The following is a 26,870-nucleotide window of genomic DNA, read 5'->3' on the forward strand; positions in this document are numbered from 1 at the left end:
GCGTACGATTCAGTTTTCAAGGACCGAGGGAGCACTGCTGCTCCGACACTTTGGGGCTGCGAACCTTAGTTTCAGCGTTTCGGTTCGTCAACCAGAATCTTTTCGTCTGCTCTCTTTTTGAGGAGCTCTCGGACGTTATGGTGTCCGAAGAACTCGAGAGCCAACCGACCCGCAGCAGCGTCACCGAAGTGACTTGCCGGAGTCGATTCGAGGAGGCGGCCTTTTAGTTCAGCCGTTTCTTCTTGTCGAGGACTTTTTTCTCCTCAACATTTCCTCGGGTCTGCGATGAATCGCGTCACCTCGAGGAGTTGGGCCTTTTAGAACCCTTCGTGGAGACTCGCAAGAACTTTGTTTGCGATTTCGTCATCCACTTCTGCTTCGGCATCGAAAATTGGTTCGATGGCCGAAGCCCCTCTCTTTAGAAGAGAAGGACGGGTTGCCCCCTCGGACTCGGCGACGAATCGCGTCGTCTTGAGGAAGCGGCCTTCTAGGACCCTTCGTGGAGTCTCGCAAGCATTTCGTTTGCGATTCTTATCCACACTTTGTCCCGACGATCTCCGCAACTTGGTGAAGCCGCTGCGGAGTTCTTCTGGGGGAACGCCACCGGAAGGACGGCGGAATCTACTCAGCGCGTCTTCGAAGTCACGAAGAATTTTCTGAACCACCGTCGATTCTCCGCAATCCCCGAAAATTGAGGCCGATCCGAGCCTCCCCAAAACGCACCAACCCTGCACGAGCTCCCTTCATTTCGATAAGCGATCGCGCATCGCTTCATCGAACACGGGGCATCCCGCGTGATCCCCGTCGCCGCGCACCTGGATTGGGTCGCCGAAGTCCAGGTGCTGCGCCCCGTAGCGCGGCCATGCCGCGAGGCCGGGCTCGTTGGGGTCACCGGAAATCGCGAAGCGGGTCCAGTATCGTTGCATTGCATCACCGGTGCGTTGCGCAAGCTCGCCCAACGGGATGCCCATTTCGTCGTGGAAGAGCATGCGCACGTCGGAACCGTGGAATGCTCCGTAGCGCGCCCCGCTTTCTCCGACGGATACCGGGGTCGAAGCCACGTAGAACCACGTGCGTCCCCGCCGTTTGCTCGCGACGAAACGCGCTGGGCATACGAAGTCCCAGTCCGAGAGGTACCGAATCGAGGCCGCCGGCACGTCTTCGTCGCGCGCCGCCGGGTAGAGCGCAAGCAAGCGGTTCACGTGCGATTCCCCCGCCTTGCGCAGCAACTCGCGGTACCCCGAGACGTCCTTCGCGGGCGGAGAGTGAATCGCGAAGATGGACCACTCCTTGGCCGTTGCGCCGACGATCAAGGGGACTCCATCGGTGGCACCTTCCGCGATCGCCACCGGGATCGGCTTCGGGAGGATCCATCCGTCCGTCACCGGCTCGACGCCGGACTGCGCGGCCAGCAACCGCTCCACGGGTGCGGCGCGAAGGGCATACAGCGGATCGCTCGACGAGGCGCCAAGGCTTTCCGCGATCACCGCGCCATCCTTTTCGGCCACCGCGAGAGGCTGCGACTCACCGAGGCTGCTGCTCTGTGCCATCGCGCCCCGAAACAGGCCGCGCGCCTCCGGCGACGCCGCGAGCATCAGCACCGAGTCGGCTCCAGCCGAATGCCCGAAGATGGTGACGCGCGAGGGATCCCCGCCAAAGGCCGCGATGTTCCGCTGCACCCAACGAAGCGCCTCGATTTGGTCGAGCAGGCCATAGTTGCCCGACGCATGGTGCGGCGATTCCTTCGTCAACGCCGGATGCGCGAGAAAGCCCAGCAAGCCCAGTCGATAATTGAACGTCACCACGACGACGCCGCGCCGGGCGAGAATGGCCGCCTCCTCCCCGCCGCGCTCGTACGCGAAGGACCCGCCATGGATCCACACCATCACGGGTCGCTTTTCCGCCGCACGAAAAGCCGGTGCAAAGACGTTGAGCGACAGGCAATCTTCGCTCGTGGGGCCGAAGCCTTTGGGCCCCTGCGGAGGAATCGCCGCGACGTCTCCGCCCAGCGCCGTCACCACGACCTTGCGGATCTTCTCCGCGCGATCCGGCTGCGGGCACGAAGGACCGAGCGCGCCGGCCACGCGAACGCCTTCCCATGACGGGGCCGGGCGCGGAGGCTTCCATCGCCACGCGCCCGTTGGCGGTGCGGCGTACGGGATACCGAGAAATGCCACGGTCTCGCCCGGCCCCGGCACGCCCTGAAGCGTCCCCGTATCGACGGCGACGTGTCGCTCCGCGATGGGTCGTGCAACCTCCCGCAGTGCAGGGGCACACGAGATCATCAGGCCGAGCAAACATGACAGCCCCGCCAAACCCATTGATGCAAGACGCATGGCCAACCGCGAATTATGAACCGGCGCGCAGGCGTTTGCGATAGGAACCGGGCGCCTCCCCCGTCCAGCGTTTGAACGCCCGCTGGAACGCGCTCTGTTCGGAAAAACCCAGCAAAAACGCCAGATCGTTCAGGTCGAGGGCATGGTCGTTCAAGTGGCGCATCGCCAGCTCGCGGCGCACTTCGTCCACGATGGCGCTGAACGACTCACCGCGCTCGTGGAGCTTTCGCTGGAGCGTGCGCGCGCTCAGTCCAAGGCCCGCGGCAATTTTCGCGAGCGCGGCGTCCCCCGCCGACAGGTTCTTCGCCACGAGATCGCGGATGGCGTCCAAGTCGCCCGCCCGACGGCCCACCTGAGACAGGAGCTGCTTCTCGGCCAGGGCCAACATCGCCGCGCGCACCTCGGGATCGGGCCGAATCAGTGGTGCGTCGAGCCATCGCGATGGCAGGACGATGCGGTAAACCGGCTCCTCGAAGCGCAGCGCGCATCGGAAAATACGGCGGTGCTCGTCGAGGCGCGCGGGCTCGGGAAAGGTGAAGTCCACACGCACCGGCGCTTCGTCCCGACCGGAGATCCATCGGGCGAACGCGAGCATGGCGGACAGGTTGAACTCGGCGAGCTGGCGGAGTGGCCGCTCGAGCCGTGGATCCCACATCACGGTCAGCTCGCCGCCGGCACGCAAAAGGTCCGGCGGGCCGATGTCGATGACCAAGGCCTGGTAGCGCTGGAGCTGCGCGAGCGCGTCGCCCAAGGTCGGGCAGTTCATGACGACGTAACCGAGAACGCCGTAATGGCCCGGCCGGATCCGCTCGCCGGCGTGAAGACCGATGGCGTCATCGCCCAGCAGCGAAGCCGCCCGATCGAACAAGGCCGCGCACGTGGTTTCCGAGAGCCGCGCGTCCCGATCGTCGAGGGCAACTCCTTCGACCCGTGCGAGCAAGGCCTCGGTGCCCGCCCCCCCCCTGGTATCCGCGTAATCGAATAGGGCGCGCAGATACGCCACGGAGGCCGTATTCGTCTTGGCGGGATCGGTCATGGCACTTGGCGGCGTCGGTCAAGATTCTACTACCGGATCCCGCTTTCATGAGCATCCGCCATGTTCGACACGATTCTCTCCCTCGACCCGGCCAAGCTCGTCCTGCTCCTGGCCACCCCTGCGTACTTCGCCTGCATCGGCTGGGAGGCCTGGAAGCTCGCCCGCATGCGGCGCTCGAACTACACGAAGCACGAGACGCTCAACAACATCGCACTTGCGGCCTCGTTCCAGGCCGTCGAGCTCTTGGCCCTCGTCGTGGTGCTCGGGGTGTATGCACGCATTTACGAATACCGCCTTTTTACGATACCCCGGACCTGGGGAACCTTTTTCGTGCTGTGGCTCCTGCAGGACGCTCTCTATTATGCAGCCCATCGCGCGTCCCATCGCGTGCGGTGGCTTTGGGCCACGCACGTGGTGCACCATTCGCAGGAGGCGATGAACTTCTCCACGGCGTTTCGCCAGAGCATGCTCTCGCCCATCGCCGGCATGTGGCCGTTTTACATTCCGCTACTCTATTTGGGATTTTCTCCGTCGTTCGTATTGCTCGCCGTCAATGTGAACTTGGTTTATCAATTTTTCGTTCATACGGAGCTCGTGGGAAAGCTCGGGTGGCTCGAGTACGTGTTCAATACGCCTTCGCACCATCGCGTGCATCATGCATGCAATGAGCGATACCTGGACAAGAACTTCGCGGGCACACTCATCATTTGGGACAGGCTGTTCGGCACCTTCGAAGGGGAGAGCGAAAAGCCCGCCTACGGGATCACCCATCCCCTTCGCACCGCGAATCCGATCGTCACCGTCTTCCACGAGCCGCTGGCCATGATGCGGGATGTGCTCCGGCCCGGGCCCCTCGCCCACCGCCTGAAGCACCTCTGGGCGCCGCCCGGTTGGGAGCGGCCGACGCCTTTCCCTGCGCCTGAACCGTAGTTTTCCCGGGCTTTTGGGCCCCGTTCTTCTTGACGACCATCGGTCAGTGACCTATGGTCAGCGAAGGCAAGGAACGGGGCACACACGATGGATTCTTCAACGCGCGAGATGTCGAGCTGGCACGAGCCGCTCAGTGGTCTGGATGCAAGCTTCCTCTACCTCGAGGATCGCACGGCACACATGCACGTGGGCAGCGTGGCCCTGTTCGAGGGACCGGCGCCGAGCTACGAGGAGCTGGTCACGCACATCGGGTCGCGCATCCACCGTGTACCGCGCTACCGGCAGCGGCTCGCGTTCGTGCCGCTTCAAATCGGACGGCCCGCGTGGGTCGACGATGCGCGGTTCGACGTCAGGTACCACGTTCGCCGAGCGGCGCTTCCCGCGCCCGGCGGTGAGAAAGAACTGAAGGAGCTCGCGAGCCGGCTTTTCGCGCAGCAGCTCGATCGGGAGCGGCCGCTCTGGGAGATGTACCTCGTCGAGGGGCTCGAAGGCGGGCGCTTCGCCATCGTGGCGAAGACGCACCACTGCATGGTGGACGGGATTTCCAGCTTGGATCTCGCGGCGGTGCTGCTCGATGGCGCGCCTTCGGCCGATGCGGCGCATGCGCCGGCGTGGAATCCGCGACCGGCTCCTTCGCGACGGGCCCTGGTGAAGGCTGCGCTGCGCGATCAGGTCCGTCGCCCGCTCGAGCTCGTGCGAGGTGCGGTCAAGGCAGAGGGTGAGGCCCGCAGCAAGCTCTCCGTGATGGCCGGCGGCATCGTGCCGCTGCTGCTCAGCGGGACGCAGTTGCTGCGCACGCCCGAGTCGTCGCTGAATCAGCCCATTGGCCCGCACCGCCGCTACGAGATGGTCTCGCTGGATCTTCCGGCGGTGAAGGCGGTGGGCGCGGCGCTCGGTGGAAAGGTGAACGACGTGGTGCTCGCGGTCGTCGCCGGAGCCTTGCGCCGCGTGCTCTCGGCCCGCGGGGAATCGCTCACCGAGGATTTGCAGGTCATGGTCCCCGTCAACGTCCGGCGCCCCGGTGCAGCGGAGACGACGGGCAATCACGTGGCGATGGTCTTCTGCCCCCTGCCCGTGCGATGCGCCGATCCGGTCGAGCGCCTGCATGCCGTGGGTCGCACGATGGCCGGGCTCAAGAAGAGCAAGCTGCTCGTGGGCTCGATGGCCCTGACCAGCCTTTCCGACTTTAGCCCTCCGCCCCTTGCGGCACCGGCCGCGCGCCTGTCGATGCGCGAGACGTGGTTCAACCTGGTGGTCACCAACGTACCCGGTCCGCAGATGCAGCTGTTCTTGCTCGGGCGCCGCATGCTGCGGTGCCATCCGCTGGTGCCGCTCGCACCGAAGCAGACCTTGGGCATTGCGCTCCTCAGTTACAACGGCTCGCTCGACGTGGGGTTGCTCGCCGATGCAGACCACGCGCGCGATTTGCCGGACCTCGCGGAGGCGATGAAGCTGGAGCTCGCGGAGCTGTTGAAGCTTGCGATGCCTGCGCCGAAAAGCGAGCCCGCACGTGCGCGGACCACGACCAGCGTTCGCGAAAGCGCTGCGGTAGCCTGATGCCGATCGCGAATGGAGGCTCCCACCGGCTCCACTACGACGTGAGCGGGCCGAGCGATGCTCCGCCGGTGTTGCTCATCATGGGCTTCGGTCTCTCGTCGCGGGGTTGGAGCGATCTGCCTGCGCGCCTCGCGGAGCGCTTCCGCGTGGTGGTCTTCGACAACCGGGGCATTGGCCAGTCCACACGCCCGCCGGGGCTCTTCTCGATGGCCCACATGGCCGACGACGCCGCGCGGGTTCTCGATGCCGCGAACATCGAGCGCGCCCACATTTTCGGCATCTCGATGGGCGGGATGATCGCGCAGGAGTTCGCGCTCCGCCATTCGCGGCGGGCGCAGTCGCTGGCACTCGGGTGCACGCACGCGAGCTGGCTGCGCCACCATCGACCCACGGTGGCGACCATCGGCGCGCTGCTGGGTGGCATGTTCGTGCGCACGCCTGCCTCGCGGATGCGGCTCGCGTCCGTTCTCGTTTCGGCCGAGCTGATCGAGAAGGAACCGCAGCGCTTCACCGACTGGGTGTCGCGGTCCGAGCCCGCCACGGCCAAGATGACCGCGCTTCAGATGGCGGCCATCGTCCGGCACGGAACGGAGTCGCGGCTGCCGAAGCTCGATGTTCCGACCTTGGTCATCACAGGCGCCGAGGACCGTCTGATCCCGCCGGAAAATTCGCGCAAGCTCGCGCGATTGATTCCTGGGGCGAAGCTCGTCGAGCTCGGCGCGACAGGCCATTGCTTCCCGCTGGAGCGGACCGATGCGACCGTGGCCGAGTTGACCCGCTTCTTCGAGGCGAGCGGACGATCTACGGTGAGGTCGTGAGCGAATCCGAATCGACGGAAACCCGACGGCAACAGCGCGCCCGCGAAACGCGCGCGAAGCTCTTCGAAGCAGCGACCGAGCTCATTACGCAGCAGGGCTACCACGCCACCAGCGTGGATCGCATCGCGGCGCGGGCGGGGGTGGCGAAGGCGACGTTCTTCGTCCACTTCGCCTCGAAGGCGGAGATCATCGCCGCGCTGATGCACATCCAGACGGACTACGCGCGCAAGGCGCGCGAGGCGGCGTTGCCCGAGGGTCCGCTCGAAGCGATGCGCGCCATGGTGGAGACGTTGGGCAAGCAAGCCGCGCGAAGCCGCACCCTGAGCCGCGGCGTGCTGGCAGCGACCCTGGAGAGCGAGGAGATCGGCGGCGCGGCGTCGGCCTTGTTCGACGAGGTCCTCGCCGAGATGACCGCCGACGCCCACGCCGCCGAAAAAGCCGGTCTCCTCGCACCAGGCGTCGAACCCGATGCCCTCGCCTCTTCGCTCCTCGCGTCGTATTTCGGTGCCCTGCTGACGTCCTCGTTGAAGAACGACACGGACATGAACGCCGTCCTCGCCTCGTTGGTCGACGGCACCCTCCGCAGCGCCTCCCGCGCCTGCGAAGCCGAACCCCGCAAGAGCAGCCGCCGCACGAAAACGCGAACGTGATTTTCGCGACGTGGCGAGGAACAATCGGCCATGCCCGAAGAGTCTCCCATCACACGTGCACAGCAGTCCTTGGCCGCCGGGGATGCGCGGAGCGCATTTCTTCATCTGCGCCCCGTGCTCGATTTTCCGGGGCCGGGTAAAGAACCGGAGCAGTGGGCGGCCGCGGTCGCGCTCTTTGCCGACATCGGAAATGTCATTGCTGGACCGGAATTCGCCTCGAAGGTGCGCGCCGCCACGGACGGACGAAACCCTCAAGCGCTCTACGACCTGGGGTACACGCTCATCGATCAGGACTTGCCAGAGGCCGCAGCGACATTCCTCGCTCGAGCCAACGAACTAGCGCCAGGGCAAGAGCCCATTGTCCTGGAGCTTGCAACGGCCTTCGAGCGGTGCGGCCGGCACGAGGAAGCCTGCCGCGTGTTGCGTGCGACTCCGGCCCTCGTGGACCAGAACTTTCTTGCCGCGTACCTGTGCGCATTCAATACCATCGCCATGGGCGACTTGAAGGCGGCGCGGTCGCAAAGCCTACACCCCGGCTCAAACGAAACCGAGAAGCATCTGTCGGACGCGATCGCGGCGATGCTGACGCGCGCCGACGCCTTGCTGGCCGAGGGTGCGGGCGAGCTCGATCATCGGGACTTGCGCGGTTGGCATTTCGTCATGAGCGGGTCGCTGCTCCTCCACCTTTCGCCGTACGGTTTCGACGAGGGGATGCTCGGGCGTTACGCGTTCGTGCAGGATTCGATCGAGACGTGCCTCGAGGGCATTCAGAAGGTCGCAGCCATCGCCCAAGTGCTCACGATGCCGTTCGACCGCGTGTTCGCAGGACGTGACCGCGAGAGCGAAATCCTCGCGCATGCCACCGCACACCTTCTCGGATTGCCTTCTCCCATTCCATGGCCGGAGGCCGGAACCGACCAACCGGGGCTGGTGGTCGTTTACGATTTGGCATCCCTTCCGCAGGAGTCCCTGGAGAGCCTCTCCTACCACGAGCGCGGACGCTTTCTCTGGACGCACGCCGCCTGTTGGACGAATCCGACACCCTGGGTGGGTGACGCCGTCACGTTTCTGTATCAGGTCAACAGCTCGCCATGGGGCGCGCGGCTCCAAGTCGATCCCGCGACGAACGCGCCCACCAACGTGCCGGCAGATGCACGGCCGGCGTCCCAGCTCGGGGAACTTACGGCCAACGCCGAGCTGGCGATGGATCGCGTGACGGACCTTCCTCGTCTGGCCGCATTGGCGCGAGCGGCTGAGCGCGCAGGCATCGCTGGGTCCAAACAAAGGCGTCCCCGACATCATGCGTCGTTTGCCGTGAAGAGCAGTCGCTTTCTCTAACGCACGCAACGCCGCGCCGGTTATGGCCGATGACCGCTCCGGAGGACGCACCATGGCTCGATGGCGCAGAATGGTAGGGGTAACGCTTGCCTTGTGGCTCGTGCCGGCAGGCGCTTCGGCGCGCGACGGCGACGGTTGCAACACGTCCGCGGCCCTCACCGGCAAGATGCGGTTCGCGCCGGTGTGGGTAGCCGTTGCCCTCAGCGTCTCGTTTTTGCACCGCCGCTGGCGCCGCCGCCCTTGACTCGAGCGGTGCGCCGCACGAAGAAGCCATCCGCGTCGATGGCGATCGCGCCATCTTTCAGCAGCCGGCCCGCAGCGCGCTTGAGGGCTTTTCGGCTCAGGCCGAAGACCTCGCGGATCACCTCCGGGCTCGAGCGATCGCCCACGCGGGGTGTCGTGGGACGGGCGAGTGCATCCAGGATGGCTTGCGCATCGCGATCGATCTCTTGGTGCGCGTGGCCGCGAAGCGAGAGCTCGATCTTCCCATCGGGTAGCACGTTGCTCACGCGAAAGCGCTCCGCCTCGCCACGGGAGAGGCGATGCGGCTCGCTTCGGGGCACCAGCCCGACGAAGTTGCGCTCGAGGATGACGAACAGCCCGATTTCCGGATCGTTTCGCCAAGCTTCGCCCTCGACCCATTCGTCGAGCTCGAACTGGCCCTTGTCGCGCAGCATCTCGCTCACGCGCATCGTGCCCGCGAGCCGCCCGCTCTCATCGATGTAGAGGCCGATCGGGTGGCGCGCCCCAATGGCCAGGTCGGTGGTCTGCTCCTTGTGCGGAACCAGCAGCTCCTTGGCCAGGCCCCAATCGACGAAGGCGCCGAAGTCGGTTAGCGCCGTCACCTCGAGAAAGGCCACCTCACCGAGCTCCACCTTGGGCATGCGCCGCGTTGCGATAGGACGCCCTTCCGAGTCGAGATGGATAAAGACGTCGAGCGTGTCGCCCGTCTCTGCATTCTCGGGGATCTCCGGCCCAAGGAGGAGAATCGTCGGCGCATCGCGGCGTTCGTCGTTTGCATCGAGCGCGAGGAAGGCGCCGGGCGAGCCGAATCGGCGGATGGTTAAGGAGGCCGAGTGTCCGAGCAAATCATCCAGGGTCATACAGGACGTGTCGTACCACCAAGGCTCGGCCTTGGGGGGCCGCATGTGCTGGGGACTTCAGCACTCAATGCTTCAGCGGTCGCTCCTCGAGCTCGGCGCGAACGATCTCGAGCAGTCGCCGCTGATCCGAATCGAGCGGTCTGGCTTGCAGCTTGCGCAGTGCGCCGGCTTCGATCACCGGGAGGGTGCGCTCGTACTCGGCGGAATGCCGTATGGCGCGGAAGCGCGCAATCTCTCGGAACGCCCCCTCATGATCGCCGAGGTGATAGAGCGATTGGAACAGGGTGACCGACGCCATCTGACAGCGCGGCGACAAAGCGACAGCTCGGCGCGCGTTTGCCGCGGACTTGCGATAGTCGCCATTCTCGTATTGAACGCTCGCCAGCATGCCGACGAACGCGGGTCTGTTCGGCTGCCGGGCTGCCAACCGCTCCAACAACCGAATGGCATTCCCGAGCTCGCCCGCATCGTGCCGCGCCAAAGCCTCGTCGAAGGCCGCCACGTCCACAGCGTCGTCGTACTGGCTCTTCGTCGTTCTCATTCGTCCCCCTTTTCGGTTTAAACCGGCAGGTTGGGGAAATCTTTCGGCCGTTGACGCATAGGTGCACGACAACGTCCCCCCGAGGTCGCAAACACCGACATACCTATGTTACCCGCTTGGGGCCTTTTTCTCATAATAAATGAGACCGAACCGATTTTATGGAGAGGGCTTCGGGTGGTCATGTGACTGACCGGGATCGCAGGATGCACGTCGCGAAAAACGGTTGCGCATGAAAGCACCGATGCGAATGGACGTTGCGCGACGCGTTGAGCTCAAAAGCCCAATGCGCGTTCGATCCATGCGCGCATCGGATCGCCTTCGAGCGACGGGGCTGGCAGCGCCCGATGTGGGCCGGCGACCTCGGCGAGTGCACGGCCCATCGTGACGCGAAAGAGCAGCGCCTCGCGCGGCAACAACGTTCCGAGCCATTCGTGCATCCGGGCGCCCACCTCGGCGGCGACCTTGCGCTCGTCATTCCGAAATGCGGCCACGGTTCCCGCGAGAAAGAGGAGACCTCGCGGATCGCGCCGCGTCTCGACGATGTCGATGTTGGAGGCCACCGATATGAACTTGGGCACCGGCAGGGCCGAGTCGTCGAGGAAGAAGTCCAATGCCCCCGGCGGCAGCTGCGCGAGCTGAACCTGGTACCAACCCCGGGCGATGGCCGCCTGCGCGAGATCGGCCCGACCGAGGGCGGCAGCCGTCAATGCGGTGTGCGCTTCCAAGGTCGCATGCAGTTTGCCGCGCAAGCGCGACGAGATGGCCGCCGGCGTCATGTCTTTGGCCAACGAGAAAAGCTCGTACGCCAAGGCGAACTCGCCATCGGCCTCCGCGGTCAACCCGAGCAAGTGAAGCGCGCCCGTTCGAAGATCGCTGCGAAAGATCCATGTCAGGACGAAGTGTGCGCACCGCACGGAGGTCAGCGAGTCACCGCGAAGCCATGCCGCATTGCCCTGCGACAACTGCGACTTGGCGCGTGCGAGACTCCAAAAGATGACTCCGGGACCTGTCAGCAAGAGCAATAGCCAGAGCACGGCCGCGAGGATCCCCAAGGCGGTCGAATGAAGCAGGCCGGCAATGCATCCGACGATGAACGCCACCACGAAGGGAACGATGAACACCCCGGCGGTCATGAGTCCCGGCGCCAAACGGCTCGCGACATGTCGCCCGCCGGCAGTGACGAGGTATCGATTCATGCTCTAGACTATTGCATACCCTCCACTCCATGCTGCCGCCCTCGCACCTTCGATTCATTCTCACAGGGGGCGTATGTCTGTTCGCACTGGCGGCTTGCTCGCACAAAGACGCGCCAGCGCCGGGAGTGCGTGAGAAAGAGCCGCCGCAGGCTGCGGAGTCGCACGGTGGCGACGCCAGTTCGACGGCGCCCATCCATCGGCGGCGCGGTGGGACGGATGTGACGTTTTTCGTTCTGAGCGATCTCCACTTCGGATTTGGATTCCCGGACGACTTGAAGACCCTGCCGGCCGATCCGCTGGCCCGCCCCGTGGGGATCGAACGCGATCATCAACGGGTCATCGCGCGAATGAACGGACTCGCCGGACAGGCATATCCGACGGCCATGGGCGGTAAGGTGCAAACGCCGCGAGGTCTTTTGCTCACGGGTGATTTGACCGAGCGGGGCCGCGTCGAAGAATGGCAGCACTTCGTAGCGTATTATGGTCTTCGCGGCCGGGAGGGCTTGCTGAAGATTCCGGTCTTCGAGGGAATCGGAAATCACGATCGCGTGCACGGCGCGTTCAGGGGATGCGTCGAGCAGCGTGTCGTGGAACGGCACGGAGGCCGCTTCTATTCTTGGGATTGGGACGACGTCCACCTGGTTTCGTTGGGCGAAGCGCCCGACGACGAAGGGTTGACGTTTTTGGCGAACGACCTCGCGCGGTACGCCGAGGACGTCCCCATCGTCATCGCGTTTCATTTCGCCCTCGAAGGGCCATGGTCGACCGGAAATTGGTTCTCGGAGGGCGACTTTCGCAGTCGTCTCAAAAAGACGATGGAGAAGCATCGCGTGATCGCGCTCTTCCATGGCCACCATCACGCGACGGGGCATTATCGATGGAACGGGGTCGACGTGTACAAACCCGGCGCGGTCAAAGACAGTACGCACACCTTCAGCGTGGTGCACGTGACCGATTCGAAAATGACCATCGCCCGCTACGACTACGAAGCGAATACTTGGGAGTGGTGGGACGAAAAAAAGCTCTCCAAATGACAGCGCGCACGCGCCGCGTGTTTGTCCGTTTTTGACCTATTTTTGGCTTTGCCGGTGCTCGATCCGGGCACTACCAATGTAGGCGTGATCATTCGAAAAACCGACGAAGACAGCTCGAAACAGACGAGCCCGACACCTGCGCGCGTGGCCGTCGTCGCCTATCCCGGCGTCGCGCTTCTGGACATCACGAACACGCTCGAGGTCTTTGCGCGTGCCAATGGACGATTCCAATCGATACGCGGTGCTCCGGTTTACGCGGTGGAGCTCATTGGGCCTGCGGCGGGCCCCATTGCAACATCCATCGGAGTCCCCATCGTGGCCTCGCTCGGCATCGAAGAGGCCTCGGGCGATTACGACACGGTGTTCATCGGGGGCGGCGAGGCCATTCTTTCGGCCGCACGAACCGCGCCACTGCGCGATTGGATCCAGCGGGTGGCGGTGAGTGCGCGACGCCTTGGCGCGATCTGTCGGGGCGTGTTTGCACTGGCCGAGAGCGGCCTTCTCGCGGGGCGACGCGTGACCACGCATTGGGCGTGGAGCTCCGAGCTCGCGACCCGGTTCCCCGATATCGTGGTGCAACCGGAACCCGTGTTCATGCGCGATGGGGCCATTTACACCTCGGCGGGTGTGTCGGCCGCACTCGATCTGGCCTTGGCCTTCGTCGAGGAGGACCACGGCCGGGAATTGGCATTGGAGCTCGCACGCGAATTGGTGCTCTACGTGCAACGTCCCGCCGGGCAGCCTCAAATCAGTGCTCTGTTGTCGACGCAGCTGGCGACGCGCTCGCCCATTCGGGCGCTCCAAGCGTGGATCGCGGAGAACCCCGACGGCGACCTCTCCGTCCCGAGCCTGGCACGGCGCGTGGGCATGAGCCCGCGCAACTTCAGCCGCGTTTTCGTGCGCGAGGTGGGAACGACCCCGCGCCAATTCGTGGAAAAGGTCCGCATCGAAGCGGCCCGGCGCCTCCTCGAGCAAACCCAAGAGGGCATCGAAACGGTGGCCGCCCGCACGGGCTTCGCCAATTCGGGCACCTTGCGACGAGAATTCACCGGCGAGGTCGGCGTTTCACCGAAAGCTTATCGCCGCAATACGCAACATTGAACGATACTCGAGAGTGCCGAAACGAGGAGTCTTTCGATATGAACGGCGCGCGCAGAACGATGGCCTACCCCTGCGCGCGCCCCTTTCACTTCACGGCGTGGAACTGCATTCGATGTTGCCGTCGTTGTTGATCAGATTGGTCGTACACCAGCCGTGCCACACTTTGGGACCGGTCCACGTATTGTCTCTCCGCAGACACGCATTCGCCCGGGCAAACGTGGCCGCATTCCCCTGCCCCTCCGCCCAGGTCTCCCTGCACGTTTCCCTGAACGAGAGGGCGACGCTTACTTGAACGTCGCCGTCCGCTTGGGTCGAGCCTTCGCCAGCGGACCACGGTTCGCTCGTCGACGCTCCCGCGTTGCTCGCAATGCCCGCCACGATTCCGGCGAGCGCCATCGCACCAACCACTGCTCCGAGTTTCTTGATAGAAGTCATGAACGATTTCTCCTCGACGTTAAGACAAAAGCGTCTCTCTGCCGGCGCTCCGCGCTGGCGTCCGATGCATCGTCTCCGAGGAACAATACGAACGCGGTACATTTTTATTTGTCCGAATCGCCGCGCGAAGCTCTTTTGTCGGCAACGTTGCCAACTAGGCGGTCTCGTCAATTCGTGGGCGTGCCTTCGATGCGCGTGTCGGTGGCGATCCAATTGACCTCCCAGGTTTTACCGCCATCTTCCGAGAACGCTTGTTCGAAATGCGCCGACGTCGGGGTCACGTCGGAGATGACGAATCGCACGAAGATGGCGCGGCCATTCCAGGACTCCTTGCCATAAAATTCGCCGCGGCCGTTCTCGAAACGACCGTACACCGGCTCCGTCAACGTTCCGCTCTTGCCGTTGGCGAAGTTCAGACTCCACTGCCGTGATTCGGGGTTGTAGAGGCGCAGGCTCAAGCCTTGGATATGACCCGCGAGGCCATCCACCTCGAGCTCCACCAGGTTGGCGCGTCCGCCCCATACCTTGCGAACCACGCTGGTTCCCGTGTACTCGACCCACTCCGTCGACCCACTCAATGGCCGCACGAGGCGTGAGAGGCGCGTCTGCCATGCGCCCAGCTCGAAATCGAAGTCACGCAGGCCATCGTGCACCGCGACCGGAGCGGCCGCAAGCCGGGCTCGCGCGGTGGTTCCTGCCTGACACGCAAAAGACGAATGCGCACGATAGACAAATGTGAACTCTCTTCATGGTGTACCGATTGCTGACATAGATAGAAACCGGTACTTTGGCCATGGCCACTTCGGCAATTTTTGCCATGACCACTTTGCATCTGCCCATCGACCGCGCCTCGCGCATCCCCATCTATCGGCAGATTTACGATGGACTCCGGCAGGCCATCCTGGATGGGGTGCTGCACCCCGGGCAAAAGGTTCCGTCGACGCGGGCGCTGGCCGAGGAGCTCGAGGTGTCGCGTCTGCCCGTGCTCACGGCGTACGAGCAGCTTTTGCACGAATGCTACCTCGAGGGCCGCCTCGGCTCGGGCACCTTCGTCAGCGCAGCGTTGCCCGATCATCTGCTGCGATCCCCTGCCCCGGCGCACCGCCGTGGCCGCATCCGTCCGCCGCCGGCCGCGCGGGACTACGGTGGACTCGGCCCGTTCCGCACCAGCCTGCCGGCGCTCGATCAATTTCCGCAAGCCGTGTGGGCCCGGTTGGTGGCGCGGCATGCGCACACGATGACGCGTGCGCAAATGGCCTATGGCGATCCGGCGGGCGTCGCAGCCTTGCGGGATGCCATTGCCGAGCATCTTCGCGCCGCGCGCGGCGTTCGATGCGAGGCCGAACAGGTGCTCGTCGTGTCGGGATCGCAGGCGGCCCTGCGCGTGACGGCCGCGGTGCTCCTCGCCCGCGGTGACGGTGTGGCGATGGAAGAGCCGGGGTATCCCGGCGCACGGGCGGCGCTCACGGCAGGTGGCGCGCGCGCGATCCCCGTGGCGGTGGACGAGGAAGGCCTCCGCGTGTCCACCCTTCGAACGCGCGGCGCGATGCGTGCCGTGTACGTCACCCCGTCGCATCAGTACCCGCTGGGCATGTCGATGACCGCGGCGCGGCGGCTCGAATTGCTCGACTGGGCCTCGCGGCAGAACGCGTGGATTCTCGAGGACGACTACGACAGCGACTACCGCTACGTGAGCCGTCCCCTCGGTGCACTGCAAGGAATGGACACGCAAGCACGCGTGATCTACATCGGCTCCTTCAGCAAGGTCCTCTTCCCCGCGCTGCGCATTGGCTACGTCGTCGTGCCGCCTTCTCTCGTGCCGCGGTTTGCGGACGCGAGGGCCTCGCTCGACCTTTTCTCGCCCACGCTTTACCAGCTTGCCCTGGCCGAGTTTCTACGCGAGGGACATTTCGCACGGCACGTGCGCCGTATGCGGGGCGTGTACATGAAACGGCGCGAGGCGCTGCTCACGGGCCTTGCACGGCACTGCGCCGAGTGGCTCTCCGTGTACAACGCCGACGCAGGGCTGCACGTGACGGTGCTGCTCGCACGGGGCATCAACGACGACAACCTCGTGGCGCGCATGGCCGCGCGCAGACTCACGGCAACCGCGCTCTCCGCCTGCTACGCGGGGAGAGCCCGCCAGCAGGGCCTCCTTTTGGGATTCGGCGGCTCGACGGAACGACGACTGCTCGAGGCCACGCGGATCCTGAGCGAGATTTCGACGCCTTGGCGATAGCCCATGGTAGACCGGGCTCCATGCGCTTTCCGTCGCTCCTTGGCCTTACCTTCGTCGCAGCATGCTCCGCCTCCACGCCGCGCCCTGCGCCTGCCCCCACTCCGGCGGCACCGAAGGACGATTCGGTCACACATCTGGCGGACGAGATCTTGCACGAATGGATCGAGGCCCACCCGACGGAGGCGGTGCTCAATGGAATGGAGGGCGCGCCGGATGGCGGATTCGCCGACAATTCGACCGCCGCACTCGCGGCCTGGCAGGCGCGTGAGGATGCATGGTCCGCGCGGCTGGCGCGCATCGATGGGGACGCGCTCTGGGGACGGCCCGAGTGGCTCACGTATGGATTCGTGCGCGACTTTCTCGACGGTGCGCGGGCGAACCGCGTGTGCCGCATGGAGCTGTGGCCGGTGAATCAGATGTCCGGCTGGCCCGCGTGGCTGGCCGAACTCGCACAGGCGCAGCGGGTGGGGACCGCGGAGCTTCGTGCCAAAGCGCTCTCCCGCTTTCGGGCGGTGCCTCGGTACATCGACCACGAGATGGCCAATGCCCGCGAGGGACTCCGATTGGGCTATTCGACACCGCGCGAAAATGTCGATTTGGTGATCAAGCAACTCGACGACATTCTGAAGTTGCCCGTGGAAAAATCGCCCTTCTTCTCCCCCGCCGAACGCGATCGCGAGCTCGCGGCGCCGTGGACGGCCTTGCTGCGAGACGAGATTCAGCCGGCCATTCAGCGCGAACTCGATTTCCTGAAGAACGAATACCGCCCGCGCGCACGGGAGGCGCTCGGCGTGGCGGCGAATCGGGATGGTGCGGCATGCTACCGAGCATCGTTTCGCGTCTACACCACCATCGAACGCGATCCGGACGAGACGTACCGCCTGGGCGAGCAAACGGTGCAACGCAATGTCTCCGAAGCGCAGGCCCTCGCGCAAAAAGTCCTGGGCGTGACCGATCTGCACGCCATCGTATCGCGGCTGAACGCCGATCCCCGCAATCGCTTTCGCTCGCGCGAAGAGGACCTGGAGTTTGCACGCACCACCGTGGAGCGCGCCAAGGCGGGGCTTTCGAAGGCGTTCGCGACCATCCCCGCCGCGCCGGTGGGGGTGGAACCCGTGGCGCCGTTCCTCGAGGCTGCGGCGAGCGATTCGTATCAGCCTGCGTCCGCCGACGGATCACGCGCCGGCGTCTACCACATCAATCTGGGCGCGTACGCGGCCACCTTGCGCTCGAATGCGGAGATCACCGCGTTCCACGAGGCGTATCCGGGGCACCATTACCAAATTGCGCTCGCGCGTGAGACACCGGGGCACCACAAGATCGAGGCACTCGTCGCCAACAGCGCCTTCGGCGAAGGTTGGGCGCGATACGCCGAGGCCCTCTCCGAGGAGATGGGCCTCTACGGTTCGGACCTAGCCAAGATCCAACGGCGCCTCTGGCCCGCCCGCGGGATGGTGGCCGATCCCGGACTGCACCTGCGCGGATGGACCCGGCAGAAGACGGTGGCCTACCTGGTCGAGGCGGGCCGGTTCACACCGGCCCAAGTCGATGCGCTGGTCAACCGCATGGCCGCATGGCCCGCGCAGCTCACGGCCTACGACACGGGCGGGCTGGAGATCTTCGCGCTGCGCCGCAAAGCCGAAACGGCGCTGGGTTTGCGGTTCGATTTGAAGAAGTTCCACGTGGCCCTGCTCGAAAACGGAGCGGTGACCCTGCCGATGCTGCGCAAAATCATCGACCATTGGATCGAATCGCAGCGGTGAGTCACTTTTGCGTGCGGGGCGCGAGGAGGTTACCCAGGCGATCGGGCTTCGAAGCGTCGCGCTCCAGGTGCGGGTAGCGCAACCCGCCGCGGTAGTCGATGCGGTGCACCTTCACGTAGGCGCCATCGTGCACGAGAAGCTCGAAAGGCTCCTTCGAGCGAATCGCATCCCGCACGAGCTCCGTCGCGTACTTTCGCCCGCCCACGGCGGCCAGCTTCATGCCCGGCGCGATGCCCGCCTTCGCGGCGGGCGTAGCCGGCGCAACGTCGAGCACCGTCCCGTCGTCTTTGAGGACGAGGCCGACGGAAAAGCGCAGGTCGATCTGCTTCAATTCTTCGTCCACCCGATCGGCCATCTCATTGGGCTCGCCGGTGTACGTGAGACGCCAGCCGCTCGCGGCAATCCCATGGAGCGGGGCGCCCGCCGTGGAGGACGTGCGCTCGGCGAAAAAGGCTCGCCAATCGTGCGCGACCACATCCCCGAGGGCCGTCACCACGTCGTCCAACGTGTAGGGCGCGACCTTCGGCGCACCGCTCGCCCCGCCGTAGAAGCGGCGCGTGAAATCATCCAGGGAGCGCTTGCCGCCCGTCTTGTTGCGAATGAGCATGTCCGCTTCCAGCCAGAGAAGATCCCCCTCGAGGTAAAAGTCCGCACTCCGGCGCCAGCTCGCCCACTCCGACGGCGCCGAATAAAGGACCTGCCCCGACACCGACGTATCGTGCAGCGAGCGCCAACTCCGTCCGCCCGCCGCCTCCATGGCCCCGGCCGCGAAGGCCAGGTTCTCGCGAAAATCCGCCGCCGACCACAATCCGCTGCGCGCGGTCAGGACGATGCCGAGGTAATCGGTGAGGCCCTCGTAGGACCATAGAAGATCGCCCTTCATGGGCTCTTGGTAATCCGATGTGGCGAGGCCGGCCGGACGCCGGTATTTGCCATTCCAGGAATGCACGAACTCGTGCGGCAAGAGCGAGGCAAAGGCTTTGCGCTTTCGCTCGTCGCGAAAGGCCTTCTCGGGAAGTCGATTGTCGCTCGACTCGTGGTGCTCCAGGCCAAACGAGGGCACGTCGTCGCTCAAGGTGCAAAGGAAGCGGTAACGGCCATAGTGGTACGATCCAAAAAGCGCGTGCGCCTCCCCCACGAGACGCTTCATGCTGGCGATGTGCTCTGGGCCCATCGCCAGGGCGCCCTCGGAATCGGCCACCATGTCGAGCACATGGCGCGGGCTCCCGGGAAGAATGCCACCGGCGCCGAGATCGATCTCTTTGAAATGGGCGCCCGCGACCGCCGGCGAATCGATCAACGTGGTCAAGGACACCGGCGCGAACTCGATGGTGTCTCCGCTTTCGCGCGCCGTGGGCAGGGCCGTCGCGTATTTCCACCCGCGGGGTAGCTGCAAGCTCGCGCGGTAGGTGAGACCGTCCGGAGACGTGCCCTTCGGATAGAGCACGACGTGATTCCAGCTCAGATCCGCCAGCTGCGAGGTCATGCTCGGGCCCGCGCTGAACTGCCCCGAGGTCACCGCGGAAAGTGCATCGATCTCGACCTCCACGGCGTGGGCCCCCGGCGGCACGGTGCAATGGAAGGCATACATATCCGAAGGATCGCGCTCCCACGCAATCGGTTTTCCACCTGCCGAGAATCGCAATCCCGTGAGATTCACAATCGGCCCCGTGGGACCGTGCTCCCCGGGTATCCATTTGGGATAGAGCAACGTCAGAGGCCCGGGGTTCGCCGGCACGGTGAGCTTCGCATGCACCATTTTGCGGGGCGCGTCGCGCGCATCGACGGCCACCTGGATGACGCCGGCGCGCAGGATGCTCTGCGCCGCGGGAGGGGGCGCCGGCAAGAGATCCGCGGGAATGGGGTGCGCGGCATCCTCCGTTTGCCAAACGAGGCCGGTGATCCACCACCGCTGGCCATCGTAAAAGGTTTGAATGTAGTTCACCCCACGCGAAACCGTCTCCTGGGGGCCAACGAACGACTCGTAACTGGACTCGATGTTGGCAATGTTGCCGTACCGGCGCACGCGGCGCACCAGCTCGCGTTCGCGAAAACCATGGCGGAGCAGCGGTTCGGCGAAGTCCACGAACCCCTGGTGATCCCAGATGGAGACCTTCTCGTCGATGGCCACGATGCGCGCGCCTGGCAAATACGTCGTCCGATCACGATCCCATTGGCGTGGCGCGTCCGGTGCGATGTTCACCGTTTCGTAGAAGGCGCGCATCAAGCCTTCCAAGGTGGCGACGTCCTCGGGACGCGCCGCAATGGTGGGAACGACGACGGAAGGCCGCGACGACGACGCCGGGGCACACGCCGGGAGGCCGAAGGCTGCGGCGAACGCGAACGGAGCGGCCATCCGGAACATGGAAGCGGGACGAACCCTCGAGATGGACATGCCGCGATGTTACGGCGCTGCTACGATGGCGCTGTCATGTCCTTGCTCGAAATCCCCACGGAGGCCCGAGCGGCGGGTTGGACGCTCGACTACCCGCTGCGGCCCCTGCACGCCGGGCGAGAGCTCTTCGTGGGGGCCTGCCATTGCGCCGGCCACGAGCACGGGTGGTCCTCGGTCAGCGCGCACCACTACGAACTCGACGTGATGCGCGAGGGCATGCACCTGCAGAGCAGCGGCGGCGTGCAGCGCGTGATGGATCCCACGTGTGCCTCACTGCACGCGCCGGGCGACGAGTACCTGGTGAATTCGCCGACGCGGCACCCCCAGCGAAGCACCCTGCTTCTTTTGCGCGGGGCCCTCGCCGAAGAGTTGCTCCCGCGCATGTCCGCACGCGCGTGCTACGTCTCGCCGGCGGCGGCGCGCATCCATTTCGAACTCGTGCACGCGCGGGATGCGGTGGCCATCGAGGAGACCGCATTGGCCCTGGCCCACCGCATTTTGTCCGACACCACGCCGGCCCGTGCCCGCCGAAAGCGCGCCATCACGCCTTCGTGGCGTCGGCTGACCGAGGAGCTCCACCACGTGATGGTCACGCGCTTTCGCGAGCGCCTCACCGTCGATTCCATGGCCGCGGCGTGCCACGCTTCGCCGTTTCACGCGAGCCGCGTCTTTCGCGCGGTGACCGGCGAGACCTTGCACCGGCACCTCACGCGCGTGCGCTTGCGCGCGGCGCTGTTCATGATCGGGGACGTCGGACCGGGGCGCCTCGCCGAGATTGCCTTTGCCACGGGCTTTTCGTCCCATAGCCATTTCACGAGAGCCTTCCGCGCGGAGTTCGGCTGCGCGCCCTCGGATCTGGCGGCGCAGCGTGCCCCTAGGCCACTCCGCGTGCACGCCGATTGGACATGAGGATATTGTCGCGTTCGGGTGCGCGGCCTTGGCGCACGCTCTCGAGCCATTCGGCCGTACTCATCACCGCGCCGAAGTTCGATTGGAACACCACCGTGAAAACGCGGTGAATCTCCTCGGCGGTCGCCGAGCCCGCGCGGTTCGCGTACGGCAACGAGCCGCTCGCGTCCGAAAGGATCTCCACCGAAAGCCCCGCGTGCGCCGCATCGAACGTCGTCGCCGCATCACAGTTGTGGGTCATGTACCCGACGATGGTCAGCGTATCGATGCCGCGGGCGGCCAGCCACTCGCGCAGATCGGTACCGCTGAACGAGCTGGCCTTCGTCTTCTCGACGAGATGGTCATGGCCGCGGCGCGCCACCTCCGGGTGGAGCTCCCAGCCGCTCGAGCCCTTGGCGAAAATGGGTGACCCCGCTGGCGCGGAATGCTGAACCACCACGATGGGAATATCCGCCGCACGCGCGGCATCGATGGCCTGCCCAATGTGCGGAAGGGTGACACGCGTGGGTGGATATTCGACCGGGAAATTGTCGCTGAAATATTCGTTCTGCACGTCGATGACGAGAAGGGCGCGTTTCATGTCCCAAAGATGGAGCTTCCGGGCTCGACGAACCAGTGGCCCAAAGGCCACTCTTCGATAGAATTGGGCCATCATGGTCCGCACCGTCGCCGTCGTCGCCTTCGACCGCATCAGCCCGTTTCATCTTTCGGTACCGTGCATCGTTTTCGAGGAGGAAGCGCCAGGGGCCCTGGCCCAGCATTACCGCCTGCGCGTCTGCGCCGCGGAGCGAGGGCCGTTGCGGGCTACATCCGGGTTCGAGCTTCGCATGGAACGGGGACTCCCCGCGCTCAGCCACGCGGACATCATCATCGTTCCCTCGTGGCGCAATCTCGAAGAGCGGCCACCGGAGGCGCTGCTGTCGGCCTTGCGCCGCGCCCACGCGCGCGGTGCCATCCTCGTCGGTTTGTGCTTTGGCGCCTTCGTCATCGCCGACACGGGTCTCCTCGACGGGCGCAGTGCGACCACGCATTGGCAGGCCGCGCCCGCATTCGCCCGGCGGTTTCCATCGATCCGCCTCCAATCCGATGTGCTCTACGTCGACGAGGGCGACATCCTCACCTCGGCGGGCGCCGCCGCAGGCATCGATTGCTGCCTTCATCTGGTTCGAAAACAATGCGGCGCGGAGATTGCCAATCATGTGGCCCGTCGTCTGGTGGTGGCACCGCACCGGCAAGGCAGCCAGGCGCAATACATCGAGCATCCGGCGACCGACGTGCCGCGCGGGCACCATTTGACCGAGCTGCTCGATTGGGCGCGCGCCCATTTGCACGAGCCGCTGGACGTCGACGGACTGGCCGCCCGCGTCGCCATGAGCCGGCGCAGCTTCACACGACATTTTCGCAAGCTCACCGGAACCAGCGTCACGCAATGGTTGCTCGAGCAACGTCTTTTCCTCGCGCAGCGCTTGCTAGAAACGACCGACGACTCCATCGAGCGCATTGCCGAGGCTTCGGGCTTCGGCGGCGCCGTCTCGCTGCGGCAGCATTTCAGTGCGGCGTACACGACGACGCCGTCGGCGTGGCGGCGCGAATTCCGCGGTCCGTCGTAGTCGCGCCCGCGGCTTTCTGCATGGATGCAACCAGGGGTTGCCGGTCCATGGCCTGGCGCACAGGGACATTACTTTGGCACGGCCAACGGTTGAGCATTACGGAATTCATCGCATATTCATTCGCTCGTGCGCATGACGAACGAAGCCAATATCACATTTGCGCAACTCCTTGCCTTCATCGCCGTGGTGGAAGAAGAGCGCTTCACCGCGGCGGCGCGGCGATTGGGTATGACCCAATCCGCCATCAGCCAAGCCGTGCTTTCGCTCGAGCAATCGCTCGGTGTGTCCCTTCTATCGCGGGGGCGCGATCGAATCTCGCCTTCGGCGATTGGACTCCAGGTCTTGTCCAACGCACGCGACGCACTTCACGCCGTCGCACGCATCCGCGAGCAGTGCGCCAGCATGGCCGGGCTCGACCACGGTATCCTTCGCGTCGGCAGCATTCCCAGCGCGGCCGCACGCGTGCTGCCCGAGCCTTTGCGCACGTTCCGGACGCACTATCCGGGTGTACAATTGCTGCTCCTCGAAGGCACCGACGAAGAGGTCAGCGAATGGGTGCACCGCGGGACGGTCGAGGTGGGCGTGACCGCTCTATGGGAAGGAGAATTGGACTCCGAGGTCGTCGCCGAAGACGAATTCGTGCTCGTCGTCGGGCACAATCATCGGCTGGCCACCTCCCACGGGCCCTCACTCCGCGACGTGGCCAACGAGCCTTTCATCATGTGGGGATGCAGCTGCGAACGTGTCGTTCGGCGGCTCTTTTCGGAGGCCGAGATGGATGCGCCCCAGGTGCTCTTCACGGTCACCAGCATGCGCGCGCTGCTCGAGATGGTGGGGCACGGGCTCGGCGTGACCGTCGTGCCATCGTGGTGCCTGCCGGGCAACCGCAACCGGCTGCGCGTCTTGCCCCTTCGCCCCGCCCCCCGACGGACGTTGTATGCCATCACCAGGCCGGAATCGTTCACGGACGGCCACGAGGAAAGGCAGGCCGCGCGGCTATCCCCGGCTGCGACGGCGTTTCTCACGTTCTTGCGGCAAGGGGCGCGCCCGCCCATCGGCTTCGACGAGAACACCGAGGCCCGCGTGCCGGGATCGGACGATGGTCGACGAGGTGTTGGCGCCCCGCCATACGGGTGAGACACTAGGTCACGCTTGGTAGGAGCGTGACCATGAGACTGCCTTTTCTTTCCTGGATTCCCTTTGCCCTCGCGACCGTGGCGTCGAGCGCGCACGCGCAAAAGCCCCAAGAACCGCCGCAGGCCCTTCCGCCATTGCCGCCGCCGCCTCCCACGACGCCGGTTCCGCCCGCTCCGCCCGCGAGCGCCGCACCCCCGGCAACGCCGCCCGCCCCGCCGGGCGACGCCGAAGGCTTCGACGTGCAGTTGACCGCCACGGCGCGCAATCTGCAGTTTCACCTTTGGACGGACGAGGGCCGCTTCGTGAAGGTGTGCACGATGCCGTGCCGCGCGCCGTTCTTTCCCGGGAAGTACTATTTTGCGCTCTCGGAGGGGAGCGACAATCTGGTTCGCCTCGATCCCGTGGATCTCAAGGGCGCTTCGCAGATCGAGGCCACCTACGTGTCGCGCGCGGGTTTGCGCACGGCCGGGCTTCTCACCTTCATCGGCAGCGTCGGCGCCGGCATCGCCATTGGGATCGCCGGCAGCAAGGAGACGTGCACCAACGGGGAATGCAAAAACGAGATCCCCACCGGCGTGGGGATCGCCGCGCTCGGCGTGGCCATCGTGGGAGGCCTCACCGGGCTCGTGATGGCCTCCCGTCCCGACAAGATCGGCATCCGCGTCACGGCGAAATAACGCCGGGCTACTCCGCCGCGCGCAGCCGGAACTGGAGCGGAGACATGTGGGTCCAACGGCGGAACGAACGAAAGAACGACGTCGACTCGAAAAAGCCGAGTTGCAGGGCAATGTCTTTGAGCGGCCGGGCGGTCTTCGCGAGGTACTCGCAGGCGAGCTCCTGACGAATGCGGTCGACCTCGTGCTTGAAGGTGGTTCCCGCCTGCTGGAGCCGCCGCTGCAGGGTGCGCGGGCTCATTCCAATCCGCCGAGCCACGTCCTTCATCTCCGGGGCTCGCGCCTCGCAGCGCTCGTTCGAGTCGAACGATTCGCGAATGCAGGCGCGAACGTGGGGTAGAAAGGGAATGCGCACCGCCACCTCGCCCATGGCCCGCGCGGCTTGCGCCTCCGTGCGGAACTCGAGCTCGTGTGGCTCCAGTATCCACTCGACCATTCGAGTGAACGCCAGCTCGTTCTCGTAGCTCGAAAAGAGCACGGTCGACCATTGTTCGATGATTCTGCCGTCCTGGAAACGGAAGAGCAGCATCTGCTCGATGTCGATGCAGGCATCGTGGCCCTCCGCGTACTTCGCCCGTTTCAAACAGCGGACGACGACGCGATCGGCATCTTGAATCTGATCCAGTACTTCAAAATGCAAATCGGGGAATGCCACCCGCGCCGCGCGAACGACACGCGCCAGTGAGCACGCACCCACGCACGGCACGGGACGACCGGATTGATGGCCGACATAATCCGTGTGAACCAGCTCGTCGAGAATGTCGACCCTACCTCGATTCCACACGTCACCCAAGTATCGCGCTACGACGTAGCCTTGAATATTCCTATGCAACGAATGCCTCGTATCGCAGCCGCAAACGGCGCAATGATTGAATCAAGCATTACTCGTCCATATGGACGCTCCTGCATTGACACCATTCCGCATTTTGCACAAGAGGCCGTGCATCCCTTTCGGCGGTCGAAGAAAACATCATCATCGACGGATACGGTCGCGCCACCCGTCAAAACTGTTTTCGCGGCCCGCAAAGGTCTGGCGCAATAGGCAATCTCGAGCGGCTCACATTTGCATCGCACGCATGCAGCGCGCGGCGGAGCGCTGAACGGCATCGTACGCGTCCTCGTAGATGACGCCTGCGTTTCGGCAGACGGGGTGGTGCGCAAATGCGCCGTAGAGTCGGTCGAAGCGCAGCCCTCCAGGTCTTCGAACACGTTCGTGTGCTCGCTCCGGAGCGCGTGCAAGGTGGTCCAACGTTGCCCGTCCGCTGCGACGTATTGCCGCTCGTCTTCGCAGATGGCGCAATGGGCGGGGGTGCTGCCCGGCGGGTACATCGTTCCGCACGTGGTGCAGATGGGGGCCTTCGTATAGAGCTCGATGGTGGATGCGTGCATGGTGTTCTCCTTCTCAGTAGCCAACGGTGAATCGCGCTCGGCGATGGGCGGGCCGCTCGACCTCGTCGAGCACGGCGACGGCAAAGTCCTCCATCGAGATGACCGACTGGCCCGCGGCGTCGAGCAGGAGCTCGTCGCCACCGAGGCGATAGTGACCGGTGCGCGTGCCCGGCTCGAGGAGCGCGGGCGGACTTAGGTACGTCCAATCCGCGCTGCCCTCGGCGCGGCATGCCTCGAGCTGCGCGGCGCAAGCCAGCGCAATCGCGCGGTACGCAGGCTCGAGAAACCGCGGGTCGTCCATCACCTTGGTGCCGGCGCCGCCCGGCACGGCCAAGGTCGCGGCACCGCCGACGAGCACGAGGCGCGCGTCCGTTTGGGCAACCCCCGCGAGGAGCGCTCTGGCCGCGGTCACGAGATCACGCTCGCGTCCGGCTGGCGGACGCGTCGCCCCGACGACGACGTCGTGGCCTCGACCTAGCGCCGCCACGTCGTCGACGTTGGCCGCGTCACCCGTGCGACCTCGTGCAGCGGCGTTCACCTCCTCGAGGCGCGCCGCATCGCGCACGACGGCGGTCACCTCGTGGCCGCGCGCCAAGGCCTCGGCCACGATGCGGCGTCCTACGTTTCCAGCTGCTCCAAATACGGCAATGCGCATGTCTCTCGACTCCCGGTGAAAGCC

The 26,870-nt window shown here is 65.2% G+C and carries 24 protein-coding genes; 13 read left to right on the plus strand and 11 right to left on the minus strand.

Going from position 1 to position 26,870, the window contains the following annotated elements:
- Nucleotides 1-743 precede the first annotated feature (743 nt).
- Nucleotides 744-2,285, minus strand: a complete 1,542-nt coding sequence (locus LVJ94_28220) for a carboxylesterase family protein (protein ID WXB00795.1) — start codon at nt 2,283-2,285, stop codon at nt 744-746.
- 64 nt (nt 2,286-2,349) lie between these two features.
- Entirely contained in the window at nt 2,350-3,372 is a 1,023-nt protein-coding gene (locus LVJ94_28225; GenBank protein WXB00796.1) for an AraC family transcriptional regulator, read from the minus strand.
- A 60-nt stretch (nt 3,373-3,432) separates the two neighbouring features.
- Between LVJ94_28225 and LVJ94_28230 the strand changes: the two genes are divergently transcribed.
- From LVJ94_28230 to LVJ94_28250, 5 genes are all read left to right on the plus strand, one after another.
- Complete coding sequence (locus tag LVJ94_28230; protein ID WXB00797.1) at nt 3,433-4,302, plus strand: sterol desaturase family protein; 870 nt, start codon at nt 3,433-3,435, stop codon at nt 4,300-4,302.
- Nucleotides 4,303-4,389: 87 nt separating this feature from the next.
- Nucleotides 4,390-5,859 (plus strand): wax ester/triacylglycerol synthase family O-acyltransferase, encoded by a 1,470-nt coding sequence (locus tag LVJ94_28235; GenBank protein WXB00798.1) that lies wholly within the window; start codon nt 4,390-4,392, stop codon nt 5,857-5,859.
- Complete coding sequence (locus LVJ94_28240) at nt 5,859-6,677, plus strand: alpha/beta hydrolase (protein ID WXB00799.1); 819 nt, start codon at nt 5,859-5,861, stop codon at nt 6,675-6,677. Before LVJ94_28235 ends, LVJ94_28240 begins: the two co-directional genes overlap by 1 nt.
- Nucleotides 6,674-7,327 (plus strand): TetR/AcrR family transcriptional regulator, encoded by a 654-nt coding sequence (locus LVJ94_28245; protein WXB00800.1) that lies wholly within the window; start codon nt 6,674-6,676, stop codon nt 7,325-7,327. Before LVJ94_28240 ends, LVJ94_28245 begins: the two co-directional genes overlap by 4 nt.
- A 30-nt stretch (nt 7,328-7,357) precedes the next feature.
- Complete coding sequence (locus LVJ94_28250) at nt 7,358-8,665, plus strand: hypothetical protein (GenBank protein ID WXB00801.1); 1,308 nt, start codon at nt 7,358-7,360, stop codon at nt 8,663-8,665.
- 200 nt (nt 8,666-8,865) lie between these two features.
- On the opposite strand, the gene LVJ94_28255 is transcribed toward LVJ94_28250, so the two are convergent.
- From LVJ94_28255 to LVJ94_28265, 3 genes are all read right to left on the minus strand, one after another.
- Nucleotides 8,866-9,813 carry a S1-like domain-containing RNA-binding protein gene (locus LVJ94_28255; protein WXB00802.1) on the minus strand — a complete coding sequence of 316 codons (948 nt, stop codon included), beginning with the start codon at nt 9,811-9,813 and terminating at the stop codon, nt 8,866-8,868.
- A gap of 19 nt (nt 9,814-9,832) precedes the next feature.
- Nucleotides 9,833-10,309 (minus strand): hypothetical protein, encoded by a 477-nt coding sequence (locus LVJ94_28260; protein ID WXB00803.1) that lies wholly within the window; start codon nt 10,307-10,309, stop codon nt 9,833-9,835.
- Between the two features lie 272 nt (nt 10,310-10,581).
- The gene (locus tag LVJ94_28265) at nt 10,582-11,505 is read right to left on the minus strand and encodes a hypothetical protein (protein ID WXB00804.1); all 924 of its coding nucleotides are present in this window, start codon (nt 11,503-11,505) and stop codon (nt 10,582-10,584) included.
- 125 nt (nt 11,506-11,630) lie between these two features.
- Here LVJ94_28265 and LVJ94_28270 point away from each other — a divergent pair, with 125 nt between their 5' ends.
- Together LVJ94_28270 and LVJ94_28275 are read left to right on the plus strand one after the other, a co-directional pair.
- Nucleotides 11,631-12,539 carry a metallophosphoesterase gene (locus LVJ94_28270; GenBank protein ID WXB00805.1) on the plus strand — a complete coding sequence of 303 codons (909 nt, stop codon included), beginning with the start codon at nt 11,631-11,633 and terminating at the stop codon, nt 12,537-12,539.
- Nucleotides 12,540-12,623: 84 nt separating this feature from the next.
- Nucleotides 12,624-13,640, plus strand: a complete 1,017-nt coding sequence (locus LVJ94_28275; protein ID WXB00806.1) for a GlxA family transcriptional regulator — start codon at nt 12,624-12,626, stop codon at nt 13,638-13,640.
- A 90-nt stretch (nt 13,641-13,730) separates the two neighbouring features.
- Here LVJ94_28275 and LVJ94_28280 read toward each other — a convergent pair whose 3' ends face one another.
- On the minus strand, nt 13,731-14,075 hold the full coding sequence (locus LVJ94_28280) for a hypothetical protein (GenBank protein WXB00807.1): 345 nt from the start codon (nt 14,073-14,075) through the stop codon (nt 13,731-13,733).
- A gap of 167 nt (nt 14,076-14,242) precedes the next feature.
- Nucleotides 14,243-14,728, minus strand: a complete 486-nt coding sequence (locus LVJ94_28285; protein WXB00808.1) for a hypothetical protein — start codon at nt 14,726-14,728, stop codon at nt 14,243-14,245.
- A 164-nt stretch (nt 14,729-14,892) separates the two neighbouring features.
- Here LVJ94_28285 and LVJ94_28290 point away from each other — a divergent pair, with 164 nt between their 5' ends.
- Both LVJ94_28290 and LVJ94_28295 read left to right on the plus strand, forming a co-directional pair.
- Nucleotides 14,893-16,314, plus strand: coding sequence for a PLP-dependent aminotransferase family protein (locus LVJ94_28290; GenBank protein WXB00809.1), 1,422 nt, complete (start codon nt 14,893-14,895; stop codon nt 16,312-16,314).
- 20 nt (nt 16,315-16,334) lie between these two features.
- Entirely contained in the window at nt 16,335-18,077 is a 1,743-nt protein-coding gene (locus tag LVJ94_28295) for a DUF885 domain-containing protein (protein WXB00810.1), read from the plus strand.
- A gap of 1 nt (nt 18,078) precedes the next feature.
- Here the strand turns inward: LVJ94_28295 and LVJ94_28300 are convergent, their stop codons facing one another.
- On the minus strand, nt 18,079-20,433 hold the full coding sequence (locus tag LVJ94_28300; protein ID WXB00811.1) for a M61 family peptidase: 2,355 nt from the start codon (nt 20,431-20,433) through the stop codon (nt 18,079-18,081).
- 75 nt (nt 20,434-20,508) lie between these two features.
- Here LVJ94_28300 and LVJ94_28305 point away from each other — a divergent pair, with 75 nt between their 5' ends.
- Nucleotides 20,509-21,381, plus strand: coding sequence for a helix-turn-helix transcriptional regulator (locus LVJ94_28305; protein ID WXB00812.1), 873 nt, complete (start codon nt 20,509-20,511; stop codon nt 21,379-21,381).
- Here LVJ94_28305 and LVJ94_28310 read toward each other — a convergent pair.
- The gene (locus LVJ94_28310) at nt 21,347-21,961 is read right to left on the minus strand and encodes a cysteine hydrolase (GenBank protein WXB00813.1); all 615 of its coding nucleotides are present in this window, start codon (nt 21,959-21,961) and stop codon (nt 21,347-21,349) included. The two genes, LVJ94_28305 and LVJ94_28310, sit on opposite strands and share 35 nt — an antisense overlap.
- Nucleotides 21,962-22,034: 73 nt before the next feature.
- Between LVJ94_28310 and LVJ94_28315 the strand changes: the two genes are divergently transcribed.
- From LVJ94_28315 to LVJ94_28325, 3 genes are all read left to right on the plus strand, one after another.
- Nucleotides 22,035-22,991 (plus strand): helix-turn-helix domain-containing protein, encoded by a 957-nt coding sequence (locus tag LVJ94_28315; GenBank protein ID WXB00814.1) that lies wholly within the window; start codon nt 22,035-22,037, stop codon nt 22,989-22,991.
- A 132-nt stretch (nt 22,992-23,123) separates the two neighbouring features.
- Nucleotides 23,124-24,128 (plus strand): LysR family transcriptional regulator, encoded by a 1,005-nt coding sequence (locus tag LVJ94_28320; GenBank protein ID WXB00815.1) that lies wholly within the window; start codon nt 23,124-23,126, stop codon nt 24,126-24,128.
- Nucleotides 24,129-24,160: 32 nt separating this feature from the next.
- Entirely contained in the window at nt 24,161-24,805 is a 645-nt protein-coding gene (locus tag LVJ94_28325) for a hypothetical protein (GenBank protein WXB00816.1), read from the plus strand.
- Between the two features lie 7 nt (nt 24,806-24,812).
- On the opposite strand, the gene LVJ94_28330 is transcribed toward LVJ94_28325, so the two are convergent.
- Both LVJ94_28330 and LVJ94_28335 read right to left on the minus strand, forming a co-directional pair.
- Entirely contained in the window at nt 24,813-25,634 is an 822-nt protein-coding gene (locus tag LVJ94_28330; GenBank protein ID WXB00817.1) for a helix-turn-helix domain-containing protein, read from the minus strand.
- A 570-nt stretch (nt 25,635-26,204) separates the two neighbouring features.
- The gene (locus tag LVJ94_28335; protein WXB00818.1) at nt 26,205-26,846 is read right to left on the minus strand and encodes an NAD(P)H-binding protein; all 642 of its coding nucleotides are present in this window, start codon (nt 26,844-26,846) and stop codon (nt 26,205-26,207) included.
- Nucleotides 26,847-26,870: the final 24 nt, after the last annotated feature.

Source organism: Sorangiineae bacterium MSr11367, assembly GCA_037157805.1.
In the GTDB taxonomy this organism is placed as follows: Bacteria; Myxococcota_A; Polyangia; order Polyangiales; family Polyangiaceae; genus Pendulispora; species Pendulispora rubella.